This window comes from Mycoplasmoides gallisepticum, assembly GCF_900476085.1.
GTDB lineage: Bacteria > Bacillota_I > Bacilli_A > Mycoplasmatales > Mycoplasmoidaceae > Mycoplasmoides > Mycoplasmoides gallisepticum.
The window spans coordinates 374003-392306 of the sequence record NZ_LS991952.1 but is presented as its reverse complement, the minus strand read 5'-3'; the positions used below and the strand labels follow the sequence as shown (position 1 = coordinate 392306).

General features: G+C 31.0%; 20 protein-coding genes. 5 read left to right on the top strand and 15 right to left on the bottom strand.

Going from position 1 to position 18304, the window contains the following annotated elements; all coding sequences use genetic code 4:
* Positions 1–2: 2 nt before the first annotated feature.
* From atpH to rplM, 10 genes are all read right to left on the bottom strand, one after another.
* Positions 3–548 carry an ATP synthase F1 subunit delta gene (atpH, locus tag D2833_RS01715; RefSeq protein ID WP_011113544.1) on the bottom strand — a complete coding sequence of 182 codons (546 nt, stop codon included), beginning with the start codon at positions 546–548 and terminating at the stop codon, positions 3–5.
* Between the two features lie 4 nt (positions 549–552).
* Positions 553–1149 carry a F0F1 ATP synthase subunit B gene (locus D2833_RS01710; RefSeq protein ID WP_011113543.1) on the bottom strand — a complete coding sequence of 199 codons (597 nt, stop codon included), beginning with the start codon at positions 1147–1149 and terminating at the stop codon, positions 553–555.
* Between the two features lie 2 nt (positions 1150–1151).
* The gene (locus tag D2833_RS01705) at positions 1152–1442 is read right to left on the bottom strand and encodes an ATP synthase subunit C (RefSeq protein WP_011113542.1); all 291 of its coding nucleotides are present in this window, start codon (positions 1440–1442) and stop codon (positions 1152–1154) included.
* 100 nt (positions 1443–1542) lie between these two features.
* A complete protein-coding gene (locus D2833_RS01700) occupies positions 1543–2436 on the bottom strand; it encodes a F0F1 ATP synthase subunit A (protein ID WP_011113541.1) in 894 nt (297 codons plus the stop codon).
* Positions 2399–2908 carry an MG406 family protein gene (locus D2833_RS01695; RefSeq protein ID WP_011113540.1) on the bottom strand — a complete coding sequence of 170 codons (510 nt, stop codon included), beginning with the start codon at positions 2906–2908 and terminating at the stop codon, positions 2399–2401. Before D2833_RS01695 ends, D2833_RS01700 begins: the two co-directional genes overlap by 38 nt.
* A gap of 175 nt (positions 2909–3083) precedes the next feature.
* On the bottom strand, positions 3084–4838 hold the full coding sequence (locus D2833_RS01690) for an MIP family Ig-specific serine endopeptidase (protein WP_011113539.1): 1755 nt from the start codon (positions 4836–4838) through the stop codon (positions 3084–3086).
* A 114-nt stretch (positions 4839–4952) separates the two neighbouring features.
* Complete coding sequence (gene upp / locus D2833_RS01685; protein WP_011113538.1) at positions 4953–5585, bottom strand: uracil phosphoribosyltransferase; 633 nt, start codon at positions 5583–5585, stop codon at positions 4953–4955.
* 3 nt (positions 5586–5588) lie between these two features.
* Positions 5589–6800 (bottom strand): flavodoxin-dependent (E)-4-hydroxy-3-methylbut-2-enyl-diphosphate synthase, encoded by a 1212-nt coding sequence (gene ispG, locus D2833_RS01680; RefSeq protein ID WP_011113537.1) that lies wholly within the window; start codon positions 6798–6800, stop codon positions 5589–5591.
* Positions 6724–7116, bottom strand: a complete 393-nt coding sequence (gene rpsI, locus D2833_RS01675; protein ID WP_011113536.1) for a 30S ribosomal protein S9 — start codon at positions 7114–7116, stop codon at positions 6724–6726. Before rpsI ends, ispG begins: the two co-directional genes overlap by 77 nt.
* Positions 7116–7559, bottom strand: coding sequence for a 50S ribosomal protein L13 (gene rplM / locus D2833_RS01670; RefSeq protein ID WP_011113535.1), 444 nt, complete (start codon positions 7557–7559; stop codon positions 7116–7118). Before rplM ends, rpsI begins: the two co-directional genes overlap by 1 nt.
* Positions 7560–7701: 142 nt before the next feature.
* Here rplM and D2833_RS01665 point away from each other — a divergent pair, with 142 nt between their 5' ends.
* Positions 7702–9396 (top strand): C1 family peptidase, encoded by a 1695-nt coding sequence (locus tag D2833_RS01665; protein ID WP_117273994.1) that lies wholly within the window; start codon positions 7702–7704, stop codon positions 9394–9396.
* Positions 9397–9662: 266 nt separating this feature from the next.
* Here D2833_RS01665 and D2833_RS01655 read toward each other — a convergent pair whose 3' ends face one another.
* The 5 genes from D2833_RS01655 to D2833_RS01635 form a co-directional block, all read right to left on the bottom strand.
* Complete coding sequence (locus D2833_RS01655) at positions 9663–10922, bottom strand: IS256 family transposase (protein WP_117273920.1); 1260 nt, start codon at positions 10920–10922, stop codon at positions 9663–9665.
* Between the two features lie 888 nt (positions 10923–11810).
* Positions 11811–12515, bottom strand: a complete 705-nt coding sequence (locus tag D2833_RS01645; RefSeq protein WP_143714383.1) for an IS1634 family transposase — start codon at positions 12513–12515, stop codon at positions 11811–11813.
* Between the two features lie 123 nt (positions 12516–12638).
* Entirely contained in the window at positions 12639–13046 is a 408-nt protein-coding gene (locus D2833_RS01640; protein ID WP_027333262.1) for an IS1634 family transposase, read from the bottom strand.
* Positions 13033–13182 carry a hypothetical protein gene (locus tag D2833_RS04110; protein ID WP_187322832.1) on the bottom strand — a complete coding sequence of 50 codons (150 nt, stop codon included), beginning with the start codon at positions 13180–13182 and terminating at the stop codon, positions 13033–13035. Before D2833_RS04110 ends, D2833_RS01640 begins: the two co-directional genes overlap by 14 nt.
* Before the next feature lie 14 nt (positions 13183–13196).
* On the bottom strand, positions 13197–13484 hold the full coding sequence (locus D2833_RS01635) for a hypothetical protein (RefSeq protein WP_187322831.1): 288 nt from the start codon (positions 13482–13484) through the stop codon (positions 13197–13199).
* 326 nt (positions 13485–13810) lie between these two features.
* On the opposite strand from D2833_RS01635, the gene glyA reads away from it, so the two are divergent.
* The 4 genes from glyA to D2833_RS01615 all read left to right on the top strand — a co-directional run bounded on the left by glyA (position 13811) and on the right by D2833_RS01615 (position 18189).
* Positions 13811–15040 (top strand): serine hydroxymethyltransferase, encoded by a 1230-nt coding sequence (glyA, locus tag D2833_RS01630; RefSeq protein WP_011113533.1) that lies wholly within the window; start codon positions 13811–13813, stop codon positions 15038–15040.
* 46 nt (positions 15041–15086) lie between these two features.
* Positions 15087–16334 (top strand): tyrosine--tRNA ligase, encoded by a 1248-nt coding sequence (gene tyrS, locus D2833_RS01625; protein ID WP_014574680.1) that lies wholly within the window; start codon positions 15087–15089, stop codon positions 16332–16334.
* Positions 16335–16339: 5 nt separating this feature from the next.
* Positions 16340–17677 carry a signal recognition particle protein gene (gene ffh, locus D2833_RS01620; RefSeq protein ID WP_027333263.1) on the top strand — a complete coding sequence of 446 codons (1338 nt, stop codon included), beginning with the start codon at positions 16340–16342 and terminating at the stop codon, positions 17675–17677.
* 74 nt (positions 17678–17751) lie between these two features.
* Positions 17752–18189, top strand: a complete 438-nt coding sequence (locus tag D2833_RS01615) for an Ohr family peroxiredoxin (protein ID WP_011113530.1) — start codon at positions 17752–17754, stop codon at positions 18187–18189.
* The last annotated feature ends 115 nt before the right edge of the window (positions 18190–18304 follow it).

The following is an 18304-nucleotide window of genomic DNA, read 5'->3' as shown; positions in this document are numbered from 1 at the left end:
GTCTAGTTTTCCTTGGAGAAGGTTCTAAGTTGATGTTTTAGTAGTTTGAGTTTGCCATCAATTGAGTTATCAATTAAGAGATCATTTGATTGGATCCTGATTCCAGCAATCAAACTGGGATCAGTTTGATATAAGATTTTGACTTGTGAAGCAAACTTCTTATGGAGTTTTTCAACTAACTGAGCTTTTTGATCGTCGTTTAGTTCATGTGCTGAGACGACATTAATAAAGATCGTATGCTCTTCTTCTTCGATCATTCTAAAGAACTTTTTAATGATCGATTTAATATGAAAAAACTCGCGGTTATCGATCACTACTTTTAAGAAATCAACGATCGTTTGGGTTAAGTGGTCTTTAAACACCACATCAATAATCTCATGTTTTTGGTTTTTAGATAAGACTTGACTATTCATTAATGACATTAAGTCTTGGTTTTCTTTAACCAAGTCAAAAACGACTTTAAGATTGTCATAAAACAAATGTACCTTATCTTCTTCATGGGCTAGATCAACTAATGCTCTAGCAAACCCCATTATATTAGTATCCATAAGTTTAGTCTAAATTTCTTAATAGCTCATTAACCAATCGTTCATGATCTTCTTTAGCCACATTTTTTTGGATCAAGGTTGAAGTTGCTTCAAGAGCAACATCAACGATCCGACCTTCTAGTTCCCGTTTTAAGATCGATTCTTGTTTGATGATCTCAGCGTGAGCGTTTTCGATAATTCGATTAGCTTTACGTTTGGCATCAGTTTCAAGATCGTTTTTTAAACGATAAGCTTGGTTTGTAGCTAAATTGATAATCTCGCGTGCTTGCAATTCAGCATTTTGTTTTTGCTTTTTAGCATTATCTAATAAAAATTGTGCTTGCTTTTTAATCTCATTAGCATTATTGATTTCAGCTTGAATTAATTCACTTCTTTTAGCTAAAAACCGTTTGGTTGGTTTTCACAATAAAAAGATCCCTAAAAGAATGATGATTGATAATGCAATAGTATGGGCAACAAAGACCCAGAAGTTAGGAAAAAATTCATTAACAATTGTTTTTGCTTGTAACTCTTCAGGGATAGAACAAGAACTAACAATTGCTGATATTATTAAGAAGTTAAAACTTAATAATAAAAGTTTTTTAACTCTTGTAGATCACATAACTATCGTGCTACGAAAATTAGAATAAACGCAATAATTAATCCATAGATCGCACTTGATTCTGCAATTGCTGAACCAACGATCCAGAATAACTGAATTTTTGGAAGTAATTCTGGATTACGTGCTAAAGCTGTAGCACAAAGACCAGATGCAAACCCTTGACCAACACCCACACCAGCAGCAGCAGTCATCGCCATCCCAGCACCAATATAAGCACCAACATGGTTAGTTAGAGTAACATTGACTTGGTCTGCTTGGTTAATTAGTTCGTGGATTACTAAAAATATATTCATGGTTTTATTTCCTTAGTGTTAGTTTTTAAATGTTTTTTCTTATAGAATTTTACAAAAATTTAATTTTTAACTTGTGTGATGAAATAATTTGAATGAACAATTATTTCACGTTTAGTCGTTGGTTCTCGATCATTTGTTGACCCTTTTCTTCAGCGGCATTTTCGGCTGCTTTGATCGGTTGAGATCAATATGTAAGCATCAATGAAACAAAGACGAATGCTTGGATCGCTGAGACTAAGATATCAAAATAAACGTGGAAAGCAGGGATTACTAATCCTCCAGCCAACGTCCCAAAGACTAAGCCAACGCTAAATGAGCTTGGTGATCATAATGTAAAGAACGTTCTAAATAAGCTATATAATAAAGCAATAAAGATCGACCCAGCCAGCACGTTACCTCATAACCGTAATGAGATTGATAACAATGGCGCGAAGTAACCGATCACGTTTAATGGGTTAATCATTAAAGGGATCGTTTTCTTTTTGATCTTAATGATCACAAAGAAGTCACGGAAGTAAGCTAGTTTTTGGTATTTTACTCCCATAATAAACGTTCCGAAGAATGACATTAACCCTAAAGAAAACGTTACGGTTGATGATGATGTTGGAGCAGCAATTCCCCCAACCATCGACATCAAGTTACTAATCAAGATATAGACAAAGATAATGATGAACAATAGACTCAGTCTCCGGTTTTTCTCGCCCAATAGATCGACTGTTAAATTTTCAAATTGTAAGATTAACAACTGCACAACCAAGACATAACCTGTTGGTGGTTCAGTTGGTTTTAGTTTTTTTAACTTCGTGTAATATACAGCGGTTAATATTGCAATCATAAACAAAACCATAAAGATCGACAAGACATGAGCAGTCGGAATTAGCGGTGTTCATTCGATCCCTTGTGATGCAAGTGGTTTTGTCGTCAAAAAGTCGATTCAGCCATTTTGAGTTTCTGTACTAGAAAGCTTCGTGTAGACTATCTCCTGTGGCAACATTGTTATTTAATTCCTTCAGTTTGTTTCGTTCTTTAATCTCTTTATTTAATAATAAGTAGTTAACCACAACATGAACAGCAATCATTGACAACGGTCATAAGATTGCTGGAAAAACATTGAACACTGCTCCTTGAAACTGTCATTGATTCACAAACCCGATAATAACGATCGGCACGGCATATCAAAACAGACGCGAAGATAGTGTGATGATCCCTAGAATAAAAAAACCGAAGCGAGCAGATTTAACTTGTTGTGTGTTTAGTTTAGTTGCACTAGTGTATAGCAAATTGGGAAGAATCAACCCAATCACTAAACTGATATTTGAAAACACAACAGTTAATAAACTACTATAAACTCACTGAAATCCAATGATTTTAGTAAACGTTAGGCCTAATAGGATGATTAGACCAACGATTGAAAAAACATTAAAAATTATTAAGTTGTATTTAATGATTTTTTTATCAACTATCATCTGATCTTAAATATATTTATTAAAGAACGCTTAAATTATACGCCTAATAAATATAAATGGTTAATTGCTTAAATTTATTAACTCAACAGTTTAATTGGTAATTAAATTTTCTAAATTTAAGAAACTAATAAAAAAATGATTGGTTAATTAACCAATCATAGTTCTTATTAAAAATTTAATTTCAGTTAGGTAAATTTTTGAAGATATCTGATAATAATTCAGCTAATGGGTTCTTGTTAGTCTCATCTGATGAACTGTCTTTTTTTGTTGCATCAGTTGATCTATTAGTTTGGTTTGTTTGTTGGTTAGCTTGATTAGTTGAACCTTCTTTTTTTGGTAAATTATCTTTAATTTTTGTTAATAAACGTGATGATAAGTTTAAGGTTTGTAATGATCTAATGTATGAACCATAATCATCAGTCATTAGATCGTTACCATAAATTAGATCATATGGTTGGATCGTATCAGTTTCAAAAACGTTATTACCAGTAACAACATTAACTTGGATCTTATTTGGATTAAATAATGAAGCAACTAAACCAAAGGTAGCTTCTTTTTTGGCATCAACTGACACCGTACCAAAATAGATTCCTAAAGCTTGGTTATTTGAAGTTAATGCTAATGATCCAGATGAACCTGCTGATAAGTTTGAGTTTTGGATAATATAGCCATAACCATATTGTTTGTATTTAACATTACGATAAACTAATTGGAAATTTCTAGCAATATCAGCATTATAAATCCCTGCTCTAATTCCACCAGTTGAGCTTAGAGATGTTGAACTAGCGATCTTTTGTCCATCTAGTTCAGTTGGATTTAAGGCGTTAATCGTTCAACCAGGAGAACCTCTTGAATCACTAGTGATTGGGATCTGTCTTCTTGATAATGATGGCACACTAAATTTAGTGTATTGTGGAGTTGTTGGTCAGTTAGCATAATAAGGATAACCACCAAGATAAACACTAAAGTTATTTAAACTTACGTTTGGGTTAGTGTAATTTGAACGATCAAAAAAACCGTGGTAAGGTAATTGATCAGTTAATTGATCATCTTCTTCTTTCTTATTAGGTGGAGTTGCTGGTTGATTTAAAACTCCCTTGTTATCTCATAATGCTTTAGCAACATTCATTGCTGGCATAATTCAACGGTTGTACAGTTGGTATTCATCATTATAACGATGAACTTTCTCTCCGTTTCTCATCGTTCATGAAAGATCTAAAGTGATTGATAAAACAGCAAAATCAATGTACTCGCGAATTCCTGGGTTATCGGCTTCGATCGGAGTAATTCATTTTGGTGATTCTTTATAAAAAGAAGTTGCTGTATAAACTGTTTTAGGTAAGTTACTTAACGGTAAGTAAGTTAAAGATTTTGGGTTGTGTTTGTTTTGTACAGCTAGATTTTCATCCCATTTACCTAAGTTGAAATAAAGAGTTTGATCCACCCCTGGTAAGGGTAATTCATTCTTATATCAAGCTGGGCGATAGTTCTTATTATCTAAAGGATTTAATAACGCTTCAGCTACGTGTAAATTAGTCGCAAAATATCCGGTTCATTTCGCATTTTGATCGTTCTCATCAACGGGTTGAGCTTGTCAATCAAATAATCATCCCGTTCCAAAAACACGGTAAGGACGATTAACGTTTTCAGCAGTTACTCCTTCATTATTTGACATCAAACGTGAAGGGTTATAACCACCAGAATTATTAAATTCTAAACTAAAACTAAGATCATAAATCTTCTTATAATCACTAGTTGGTAAAAACGCACTAAGATTTTGGACTGTTGGTCCATAATTATTATTGTCCGTTGTTGTTGGTAGGTTGCTGAAAAAATTAAAAACACTACACGAAGAAAAAGTAGTTGACACAACTGCCATCCCAGTGAGTAAAAGTGGTCAGGTAAAGATTTTTTTGCGACTCAAGCCCATGATTGATCTGATTGCTAATTTTTCCTACTTACAAATAAATTAACAGATATATAAGGTTATCTATCTAACCATTATATTATTTTCATAATAACATAGTTACAAAATCTTTGGGTTTTATTTCGTTCCAAAAATTCGATCCCCAGCATCACCTAGTCCTGGGTAGATATAATTTTTATCATTTAGTTTTTCATCTAGACAAGCTAGATAAACATCAACATCTGGATGTGCTTGATTGAGTGCTTTTAATCCTTCAGGTGCTCCTAATAAACCCATAAATTTGATTGATCTAGGTTTTTTTGGTTGGATATTTTTAACCAAGCTAATTGCTTTGATTACTGAAGCTCCAGTAGCTAACATCGGATCTAATACGATCACATGCCCATCATCCATAGTTTGTGGGAATTTTGAGTAGTACTCAACTGGTTGAAAGGTCTTTTCATCTCTATATAAACCAATATGACCAACTCGTGCTGTTGGAATCACATTATGAACTCCATCAACCATCCCAAGCCCTGCTCTTAAAATTGGCACGATCACAAAATTGTGTTTTAGTTTATGTGCTTTTGTTGTGGCTAGTGGTGTTGTTACACTAATCTCTTCTAACTCATAACCTTTCCCAACTTCATACATCATTAAAGTGGTAATCTCAGTTAATAACTGCTTAAAGAAATTATAACCAGTATTGACATCGCGCATCTTTGATAGTTTATCTGAGATTAATGGGTGATTAAAGATAAAATTTTTCATGATTTATTTACCATTCTTCTTTTTAAATAATTCGTATTCTTCTAAGATCATCTGCTTTAGTTCATCAACCAGATATTCTTGCTTAACAGATTTCACAACAACACCTTTTTTAAAGATAATTCCCTCCTGTTTTCCTCCAGCGATCCCAATGTCAGCTTCTTTAGCTTCACCAGGTCCGTTAACTGAACAACCTAAGATCGAAACTTTTAAGGGAAAATGCAGATCTTTAACAAACTCTTCGATCTCTTTTGTAACTTTGAATAGATCAAAGTTCAAACGACCACAGGTTGGACAAGCTACAACATCAACTAGGTTTTCATATAAACCTAATGAATTAAGCATCTTTTTAGCAACTTTAATCTCATCGACGGGATTAGTTGATAACGAGATTCGAATCGTATCACCGATCCCTTTAAGTAGCAAAGGGGTTAGTCCAGCTACTGATTTAATTGTCCCATTAATTAATGTACCAGCTTCAGTAATCCCCAAGTGCAAGGGGTAACTAAACTTTTTAGCACCCAACTCATAAGCTTGCATACTTAATAATGCACTTGAAGTTTTTAATGAGATCACAATATTGTCAAAACCAAACCGCTTTAACATTCTCACATATCTTTGTGCAGCAATGATCATTGCTGTAGATGTTACACCATATTCACGCATTAAATCATATGGGATTGACCCCGAGTTAACCCCGACTCTGATCGGTATATTATACTGGTTCGCCAACAAGCAGATCTCGCGTAATTTTTCTTTGGATTTGATATTACCAGGGTTTAATCTAATCTTTTTGCATCCAGCTTTAATCGCTGCTATCGCATAATCAGGATTAAAATGAATATCAGCAATAATCGGACAAGGCGATTGATCAACAACCTTTCTAATCGCTCTTTTATCAGCATCATCAAAAACCGCAATCCGAACTAGATCAGCACCTTCTTTAACAAGATCATTGATCTCTTTAAGACTTTTTTTGACGTGCTTGGTTTTAGCAATCGTCATTGATTGCAACACAATCTTATTCTGCCCACCAATCTGAACATCACCAACAAAGACTTTTTTAGTTTTGGTCCTAGTATACATAAAATCGCTTTGAGATATAAAAATAAAATCCCCATATAATAGGGATTTTAACGCTCTAACGCTTAGTAAATTGAGGCGCTCTTCTAGCACCGTATAATCCGAATTTCTTACGTTCTTTAACACGTGCATCACGTGTTACTAACTTGTGTTGTTTTAATTGTTTTTTTAATTCTGGATTCATGTTAACAAGCGCTCTTGCAATTCCTAAACGGATCGCACCAGCTTGACCAGTAAACCCACCACCGTTAACAACAACATTAATATCATAAATACTAGCTGTTTTTGTTACTTCTAATGGTTGACGCATATCTTGAATTACAATCTTGTTTGGAAAGTAATCTTCTGCTTTACGGTTGTTAATTACTAACTTCCCAGAACCTGGAGTTAATTTAACTAATGCGGTTGAAGATTTTCTTCGACCTAATCCTTTAAATGTTACTACAGCCATTATTTACTCCAATCAAGTTTTGTTGGTTGTTGAGCATCATGTTCATGACGATCGTTTTTATAAACTTTTAATTTACGCATCATATCTTTAGCAAGACGGTTTTTAGGTAACATTCTTCTAATTGCGTCATATACTAATTGGTCAGAGTAATGATCAACCATCTCACGTCCAGTACGTGATTTAATTCCACCCATATAGTTTGAGTGTCGGTATCACTTTTCATTATCTAGTTTATTACCAGTCAAAACAACTTTATCACTATTTAAAATAATTAAATAATCACCACAATCAACATTAGGTGTGAAGTCAGGTTTGTTTTTACCTCTTAGTAGATTAGCAGCTTTAACAGCTAATCTACCTAATACTAAACCTGAAGCATCAACTAAATATCACTTACGGTTTTTTGTTGCAACAACTGGCTTTTGCATTGTTGTTTTTTGCATCTTGTATTTCCTTATTATTAATTTTTAAAATATAAATAATCTTTGTTTTGAAATCCCACAAATAAATATAGTTTAGAAGCCACTAAACTACATAAAGCATATAAATTCTACCACAAATATTCTTTATTTATAATAAATATATATGAGATTGAAAAATAAAAAAATATTAACTAGTTTATTAGTTAGTCCCGGTTTATTAATACCTTTTAGCACAATGAGTGCAACCACATCAGTTAATTCTAATGCGCCAAAATTAGATTTTTTTAAAAATAAAAGTGCAGAAGAAATTGCAAAAATGGAGTTCTTTGATGCAAGAGATTACAATTTGGTTACTAGTGTTAAACATCAAGGTAATGAAGGTCTTTGTTGAGCATATACAATTGCTTCGATTTTAGAAACTAATATGTTAAAAAATAATATAGGTAATTACACCAAAAATTCTTTAGATATTGATGAACATGCAATTGATTATATAAGTAATAGTTGAAATCATAATGCAGATAAATTAAATTTAAATTCCAATGCTCAGCAATGAGGAGGAATTTTCGGTGAAGGAAATTATTTATCTCACGCATTTACAGGTTTAATGAGAAACACATCTACAATTGCTCAAACTAATCAAACTGAGTTTCCTAATTTTGATAATCCCACAATTGCTAAAATTAAAAATGCTGTAAAAGTTAATCCTACTGTTGAAGATATTAAATTAGCGATTGCCAAATATGGTTCTGTGGGAGTTGCTTATGCTTTTAATGCGATGAATTTTCATCCTAAGACTATTTGATATAATGAACCAAATTCCAGTATTGTAAATAAATCTGCTGATCAAAAAAATATCAAAAATCATGCTTCAGTTATTGTTGGTTGAGATGATAATTATTATGAATCTAATTTTAAGCCCGAAAGACCAAAGCGAAGAGGTGGATTTATTGTTAAAAACAGTTGAGGAACTAAAAAAATGCATTCTCAGGGATACTTTATACTTTCATACGATTCATTAGATTTAATTCAAGAATTAATGGCAGTTGAAGTAGAAAAAAATGATGCATATAAAAATACTTATTATTATGATACAAAAAACTCATTTTCTTTATTTGCAACCCTTGATACTAAAGAAAGAACAATGGCAAATATTTTTCCAGTTAAAAAAGCAAATGATGAAGTTGTAGAAAAATTAAAATCAATTAATTTTGCGCTTAGAGGACTAAATATTACCGCCGAAATCAAAATTTATGTTAAAGATTCTTTAATGTCTAATCCGGAAGATGGTGAACTAAAATTAACTCAAAGAGTTCAAATTCCAAATTCTGGTGAAAAAGGATTTTACACAATTGATTTAGATAAAGAAATCATTTTAAACAAAGGTCAATATTTTTCAATCATAGTGGATGTTACTAATGAAGGCGAAAAAGTCGTTGATTTAATGGCGAGTGGAGAAACTAGAGAAATTTTGAGTTTTTATAAATACAAAAATGAATGAGTAAATAGCAAAAAAAGTTTTGTTGTATTTGGAATTAAAGCTCATACTCTTGAAATGTCAATTACTGAATTAAATAAAGACATAGCAGCTGATGAAAAAAATAATCCGATTTCAAAAGAATCTAATACATCTGAAACAAAAAGCAATACCACACCATCATCTGAATCACAAACAAATAATTCAGTTAAAACAGGAAAGCAAACCAATTCAAATACAGCAACTCATGAAAGTTCAGTTACAGAAAACAAAACAAATGTTATTTTATGAAGTATTTTAGGTGCTTTAGCCGGAATTGCAACTTTTGGTGTGACAACTTTCTTTATTGTTAAATTAATGAAAAAAAGAGTTAAAAAGTAACTTATAAACTAAGAAACAAAATATGGTTATATCTATATTTTGTTTCTTTTTAATTAATTGTAGTCCATAACACATCTATTGCATCATATAGTGTATAGCAAAAAAATTAATATTTTCACTCTTTAGTATATCTAAGATATATGAAAAATGACGATCCAAACAGTGTCAAATTTGAACACTTAAGGATATAAAAAATACTCGTAAAATATGTTTTACCATTTTTAGGTAACGAAGCTAATTTTGTGTAATTGGATTTTTTCGAACTTTTAGTTTTTCTTAAGTAAGTTCGGAAATACATCCATTAACTCTTCATATATTCTATATCAATTTCTCACTCTATTACTTTTCTGATTTAGTTTTTTATATCTTGGATTGTAACCAAAATGTACATATAGGTCTAATAACAGCTGGTTTATGTTATTAAAAGACTTTTTAGCAGCTAGGAAACTCCCAATTACTGAATTATAGTTTTCAACTATGTTGCTGGTATAAACTAATGTCCGTAAAGCTTTAGAAAAGCTAAAGAGTTTTTCTATGTTGTCCATCGCTCTTTCCACAACTTCAACTGCGCGCTTGTTAGAACCGCCTCACTTATTTTTTAAATATTCAAAGTTGTGTTTTGCACTTTCTCAATTGTCTGCTCCATATATGTTTTTTAAGTCTCTTAAAAAATCGGACTTCATAGAATGAGATACATATTTTGCAGCATTTCTAATCATATGAACCGTGCAAGTAATATGCATTGCTTTTGGATAAACGTTTTCAATCGCTTCTTTCAAACCCTTTAAACCATCTGAAACAATAATATATGTTTCAGACAAGCCGCGTTCTTTCAAATTATCAAGAATGTTAATTCATTCTGTAGCAGATTCGGTGTTGCTTACGTATAGCGCTATAAGCTCTTTTTGACCATCCGCATTGATTCCTACCACGACATAAAGCGTTTTATTTACGTACTTTGACCGTCCGCTTTCTTCAGTTTTGATCTTAAAGACTTTACCGTCAATCATTATGATTGGGTAGTTGTTTTCTAGCGGTCTTTCGTGCCAATCGCGCATCTCATCTTGAACAGTTTGGATACAATTTGAAATTACGCTAGGACTTACTTTGAATCCATATATTGACGTTATTTGATCAGCGATTTCATTGTTTGACAAACGAGTAGAAGCTAAAGAAAGAACATCTAAGATAAACTTATCATGGATAATTCTTTGATATTTCGGGATAATTTGAGAGTCTTGATTTTCACCACGAATTCTTTTCATTTTTATGGGAATTTCTTCTTGCCCTCACTTAACATTTCTAGTGTATGAGCCGTTTTGATACACATTCTCATCATTATCAGCATTTTCTCTCAATAATTCTAGTTTGCCAACATGTTCACCATCAACCAGAGCCTGTAAAACAGGCTTAGCAATATAATCAGTGATGTTTAATAGTTGTTTTCCACTACTAGGACCAAATTGTTTTACAAATTCAACAATTAATTTTTGAATCTGTTTCATTTGTTCGTCTTTTGAATTCATTTTTATTACCGTTTATAAAATTATATTAACCTTTCTTTTTTTGAGTTAATTAATTGTTTTACACAAAATTGAATTCGGTGCCCATTTTTAAGAGTATTTGTTTTAACTATGCATTTATTAATTGTTTAACACTATCAATTTTAGCTTTAAGATTTTCTACTTCATTTTTTAAAGCATTAATGTAGTTATTTTTGATGTTATTTTGGTTATATTCCACTTTAAATTGTTTTAAAGCATTTACAAAAGGATTAATTTCATTTGTTAAATCAATGTTTTGCTCTGTGGCTAACTGAGTAAGTTTTACTTTAATGCTTTCATCACTATTTTCTTGATTTATATTGGTTCGCTAAATTCTTTTAATGCATTATTTACTAAATTCATTAAGATTGCTAATGCATGAGGGTGTCCCTGGTCATTTCCTCGATCATCATGAGTATGATCACAACCATGATCATGCACATGATGATTAGTTTTGGGTTGTACAATTATTTTGTTAAGTAAAACTGAAAACATTCAGGAATTACAGGAAAAACGTTTTGGTATTGTACAATTATTTTGTTAAGAAAAAAGATTTTAAACTGCTTAAAATTTATTTTTTATTTTTTTTGTTTTTTTAAAATTTTAAGCACATATTTTAATTATTTAATTTCTATAATTAAAACAACAATAAAGAATCGTACGCCATCAAAGGTTTTGGAATTGTTTAATTATTTTCAAAGATAAATTTATTCAAAATAAAACCCCATTGTAACTTCCAACTTACCACTCTCAAAAAAAAAATATTAAAATTTTTTTTGGGAGTTTTTCCTAAGTTTGACACTTTTAAAATTTAAAACTACTAATAACCCCACAATATAGAGCTATTCGTAGTTTTTTATAATACAATTCCTATATAGTAAATTTAATATCTTCATATTTACCAATAGTTTCAATTAGTTTAATTCCAAAAACTTTTAAAATAGTTTTGAAATCTTCAGATTCTTCTGTTTTAATATAAGTATTAATTTCTGGAATAATGGATAATTTTTGATTTTTAATTGCATAAATTATTTTGTTTGTAGGCATTGGATAACCACAGCAATCAAGAACAAATTCTAAATATCTTTGGATTATGAGTGCAAGAAAACAAATTAAAAAATGCCCTTTAATTGTCTTTTCTGCCGAAAGAAAAATAGGTCTTAGTTCAAAGTTTGTTTTCATTACTCTAAAACTTTCTTCGATTTTTCAAAGTTTTGAATATTGCTTAATAATTTCCTTTTCATTCATATCTTCTTCATTCATATCTTCATGAGATGTTAAAATTCCGTAAAAACCATCTGCAGCTTCATCTTTTAAAATGGCTTGATGATCTAATTCAACTTCGTTAACTGCAAATTTTAAATACTTCTTACCGCCTCTTTTCATTTCTGATTTTATAGCTGATAAATTGAGTGATTTTTCAGCTTTTTTAATGAGTCTTTCACGATCTTTTTTATCTTTTTTTTGTCTCTTTCTTGAAAAAGTTAAAATGAGTTTATTATCAATTTCATAGTAAGGTATTATTTGATTTAAAAAACTCTTTGTGATCTTGTTTTTTCACACCAAATTCTTCATACATCATTTTGTATGTTTCAAGATCATAAATTCCTTCGATTTTATTTTCTTTACCTTTGATTTTGTAGGCCATAATGTAGTCATATCCTGCTTCTTTTATGGCTAACAAGTTACTTTTTGAGTTTAAACCTCTATCTCAACAATAGTGATTTTCTCTATACCTAAATCCCTTTTTATATTCTCTAAAACAGGTTTTAAAGTTAAGAAATCAGATGTGTTTCCAGGAAATAAATCGTAATAAATTGGTATTCCCATATCATCAATCAAAAGACCTAACACTACTTTTGTTTGGTTAACTTTATTATCTTTTAAAAAGCCGAATTTTCTAAGTTCGTCCGGTAAAAAACTTTCAAAATAAACAGTTGTTACATCATAAAAACAAAAAGTTAAATTTCTATTGATTTTTTCTACAAATTGTTCATTTAAATAGTTTAAAATTTCTACTTTTTTATCTTGTAAAAACTCAAGAGATCGATAAACATCTTTTAAACTATCATTAAATTCGTATCAATATTTTTTAATTTTTTTCAACTGAACTTCGTTTAGATGATGGTTCTAAAATTCTTGTTAAAATCAGCATTTTTGTAATTGATGCTAGGTCATATTTTGATCTACTATTTTTCTTTTGTAAATCAGTTAAGAAACTTGGTAATTCAAGATAATTCATAATTTCTTCATAAACTAAATTTCCATAACCTTTGATTTGTCTCCTTTAAATTTGTCCAATTTCAACGAATTCATAATCTGTAAAATTTGTTCATTTCTATCATTTTGTTTTTTATTTTTCTTTGAACTGGCAGATTCTTTTAATTCTTCAATAAAGTTTGGATTATCTTTTGTAAGATCTTCTAATTTTCCTAGAAACTTAACTTCTCTTATTTTGGGTTTTTTAACTTCTTTGTCTCAATATGATTCCACAATTCTTACATATTGCGTTTTATTCTTTTTAATGATTTGTACTGATGCCATAATTTGTCCTTTTTACTATACTATATATACTATATATGTAAGAAAAAAAATAAGAATTTCTTAATATATAAAATATATTAAGAAATTCAAAAAGTCTCAAAAATAATAAAAGTGTCAAAGTTAGGAAGGTGTATTTGTTTTTTTGTAATCTCAATATTTGAAAAAAGTGCAATATATTTTTTATTTTAATTTACATTAAATTTGATAGATAATGAACAGTTAAATTTTTAAGTGTGTCATTTTCCAGTTTTTATTGATTTTATCGATAAAAAGGCAAATATTTATTTATATAAACATATTGTTAAAACAATATTTGGATCAATCTTATGGAGATTTTTAAGCTAATTAATCAAGAATTGCAAAGACAACAAGATCAGATTGAACTGATCGCTTCAGAAAACTATGTTTCTGAAGCTGTTCTTAGAGCAACTGGATCAGTCCTAACTAATAAGTATGCTGAAGGAACACCCAATAAACGCTATTATGGTGGGTGTGAGTATGTTGATCAGATTGAATTAATTGCGATTGAAAAACTAAAAAAACTTTTTGGTGCTCGTCATGCTAATGTTCAACCACACTCAGGATCAACAGCAAATGCTGCTGCTTATCTAGCCTTATTACAACCACACGATAAAGTATTAGCGATGGGGTTAAATGATGGTGGTCATTTAACCCATGGATCTAAAGTTAATTTTTCAGGGAAGATTTATGACTTTTATCATTATAATGTTGATCCAAATACTTATCTATTAGACTATGATGAGATCTTAAAAAAAGCAATTGAAGTAAAACCTAAACTAATTGTTTGTGGGGCTTCAAACTATTCAAGAGCAATCGACTTTGCAAAGTTTAGACAGATCGCTGATCATGTTAGTGCTTATTTAATGGCTGATATCGCACATATTGCTGGACTAATCGTTGCAGGTTATCATCAAAACCCGGTTGAATATTGTGATATCATCACAAGCACTACTCACAAAACCTTAAGAGGCCCACGTGGTGGGATTATCTTAACTAATCGTGAAGATCTAATTAAAAAGATTGATAGTGCAGTTTTCCCTGGAGAATTGGGTGGACCACTAATGCATGTGATTGCAGCAAAAGCAATTGCTTTTGATGAAGCACTTCAACCTAAATTTAAGACTTACATTAAAAATGTAATTGATAATAGTAAAGCTTTTTGTGAAGCTTTTATTAATAAAGGTTATCAGATTATTGCTAATGGAACTGATAACCATTTATTCTCAATCAATTTATTCAAAAAGTTTAATTTAACCGGTGATTTAGTAGAAAATTGATTGTACCAAGCTAATATTGTTGTTAATAAAAATATGATTCCATACGATTCAAATAAATCAATGAATCCTAGTGGAATTAGATTGGGTACTGCAGCAATGACATCAAGGGGATTGGTTCAATCTGACTTTGTTCAGATTGCTGATTGAATTGATCAGATCATTAAAGCAAAAGGTGATCTTAATGTGATCAATAAAGTTAAATCTGAAGTAAAAAAACTATTAGTAAAATACCCAATTTACCAAGACCGAGATTACTAGTTTTTACTCAATCTAATCAACTCTACAATTTATATTAAAAGCACTCATGGACTTTATTTCTGAACTTAAAAAACGCAATATTATCAAACAGATTTCTAATGAAGAAAAATTAGCACTAGCCCTAAAAAATCAAAAGGGTGTTTATGTTGGTTTCGACCCTAGTGGTGAATCTTTACATTTAGGGAATTTAATTCCAATCATCGTTTTAAGATACTTAAAAAAAGTTGGGTTTAAAACTTATGCTATCTTAGGGGGGGCTACTGGTTTGATCGGTGACCCTTCAGGTAAGACCTCTGAACGTAAGGTTCAAGATTATGAAAAAATCACAGCTAACGCTAATAAGATCAAAGTACAACTAGAACGTTATACTCAAGCCAAGATCATTAACAACATTGATTTTTATCAAAATATGAATCTCTTAAATTTTTTAAGAGATACGGGAAAATTAATCAATATTGGTTATTTACTAGACAAAGAATTCATTCGTTCAAGAATTGAAAATGGGATCTCTTATGCTGAGTTTTCATACAACATAATTCAGGGTCATGACTTTTTACATCTGTATGAACAATACGATGTCCAAGTTCAGTGTGGGGGATCTGATCAATGAGGAAATATAACAACCGGAATTGATCTGATCAAAAGAAAATATGGTGAGGAAAAAACCCCTTATTTATGTGGGTTAACCTTTAATTTATTACTTAATCCCAATGGTAATAAGTTCGGTAAATCAGAACAAGGTGCACTTTATTTAGATGAAAACTTAACTCATCCATACCTAATTTGACAATATATCTATAACCAAGACGATCAGTTTATTATTGATCTAATCCATCGTTATGTTTTAGATCAATCACTTGAGCAATTACAAGAACTAATTGAGGCACATCTAGCTAATAAAAAGACAAGAATTGCGCAAAAATTCTTAGCAGATTATCTAGTTAAATTTATTCATTCTCAAGAACATTTAGATACTGTTCACAAGATGAACAAGGCATTATTTGATAATCAACTAGATCAATTGTCTGATCAAGAAAAATTAGTTGTTTTTGCTAGTTTTGATAAAGTTGAACTAGATAGAAATCAATCGTTTATGGTTATTGATTTCTTGTTGCAAGCAAAGGTTGCTGATTCAAAAAGAATCTTACGTGAACTAATAGCTCAAGGGTCAATTCAGATTGATGATCTGAAAATAACTGATCCACAAGCACAACTAAATGTTAGAAAAGATCAACAATTAACAGTGATTAAAAAGGGTAAGAAAAACTACTTTATCGTAGTTTGAAAAGGTTAATTAATATGCTTAAATCAATGATCTCATCGATTGTTACTAAATCGTTAAAGAAAAGATTACTAAATCAAACCATTAAAGAAGAAGATCTTACTGAAGTCTTACGTGAGATTCGAATCGCTTTATTAGATGCTGACGTAAATATTAATGTTGTTAAGACCTTTATTAAAGCGATTAAAGAAAAAGCGATCGGACAAGCTGTTGATCGTAACACTGATGTTCATGCTTATTTCTTAAAGATCATCAAAGATGAACTTGTTAATATCTTAGGTAAAGATCAACAACCCCTAAAAACTGATAAGAAATTAGCTAAGATTATGTTAGTTGGTTTACAAGGTTCTGGGAAAACTACTACTGTAGCTAAATTAGCTAAATTCTTAAATAAACAAAAACAAAAGAACAGCTTATTAGTTGGACTAGACGTTTATCGTCCTGCAGCAATTGATCAACTTAATACTTTAGCTGAACAGATCAATATGCCATTCTATAATGAAGGATTATCTGATCCAGTTAAAACAGCTAAAAACTCAATTGAGATCGCAAAAGAAAAAAATTGTGATCTGATCATTTATGATACTGCTGGACGATTACAAACTAATGTCGAATTAATGAACGAATTAGTTAATATCCGTAACACTGTTGATCCTGATGAGATTATCTTAGTAGTGGATGGTCTATCTGGTCAAGAGATCATTAATATCGCCACAGAATTTAATAATTACCTAAAACTAAGCGGGATCATTATTACCAAACTAGATAGTGATGCTAGAGCAGGTGCTGCTTTATCATTAAGATCGATCTTAAACGTGCCGATCAAGTTTACAACAAGCGGTGAAAAACTCGATGCGATTGAGTTATTTTATCCTGAACGGATTGCCGATCGCATCTTAGGATTTGGTGACGTAATGACTTTGGCTGAGAAAGCACAGGAAGTTTATGATGAAAAATCAACGATGAAAACTTTCGAAAAGATGCTTTCAGGTCGAATGGATCTTGAAGATTTATTACAACAAACCCAATCAATAACTAAAATGGGTGGATTAGGTTCACTTGTAAAAATGCTTCCAGGATTTGCTAATAAGATTAGTGAAGATAAAGTTGAAGAAGCCACTCAAAAAATCCATGTGTGAAAAATTTTAATGTCATCAATGACATTAAAAGAACGAAGAAATCCCAAATTATTAATGAAAAACCCTTCAAGAAAAAGCCGAATTATTAAGGGTTCGGGAAGAAAAGTTGAAGAATTAAATAAGTTATTAAAAGACTGACAAAATGCTTCTGGCAAGATGGAAGAGATCGGTCGAATGTTAAAAGCTAACAAGAATCCCTTTGGTTCATTATTCTAAAATGCTTTAAAAAAGCTTAATTAAATTTCTATTTTATAATCTATTTACTTAAATAAATTTACGAAAGGATATTTATGTTTAAAAAGGTTTATGAAACCGCTGCAGTAGCTAAAGTTGGTAGAGAAGGTCTAGTTAAAACAACTGATGGTCAACTATCATTAAACTTAGGTTTTCCTAAAGCAATGGGTGGTTCTCACTCTGACAGACTAAACCCAGAGCAACTATTTGCTGCTGGTTATGCAAGTTGTTTTTCTCAAGCAGTATTTGCTGTTTCTAAAAAATTAGGTCATGATCTAAAAGAAGCCCCAATCGAAGTAACTGTTCAATTACACGTTCAAGAAGAACCAATGGCTTTCGAACTAAGAGTTGGAATCTCATTAACTGTAGATCTTCCAGAAGCTAAGGCTAAAGAATTAATGAAGTTATCTCACGAAACTTGCCCTTATTCTAAATTAGCTAAGCCATCTCAAATCATCTGATTAAAGGTTAACGGAATGGACGTTCCTTACTAATAGATCAAACTAAACTAATAAATAAGATCGACATGGCCATTGACCATGTCGATTTTTAATTGCCATACATCTACTTAGATAAAAATAAAAAAAAAAGATTAGAATTAATTATTTA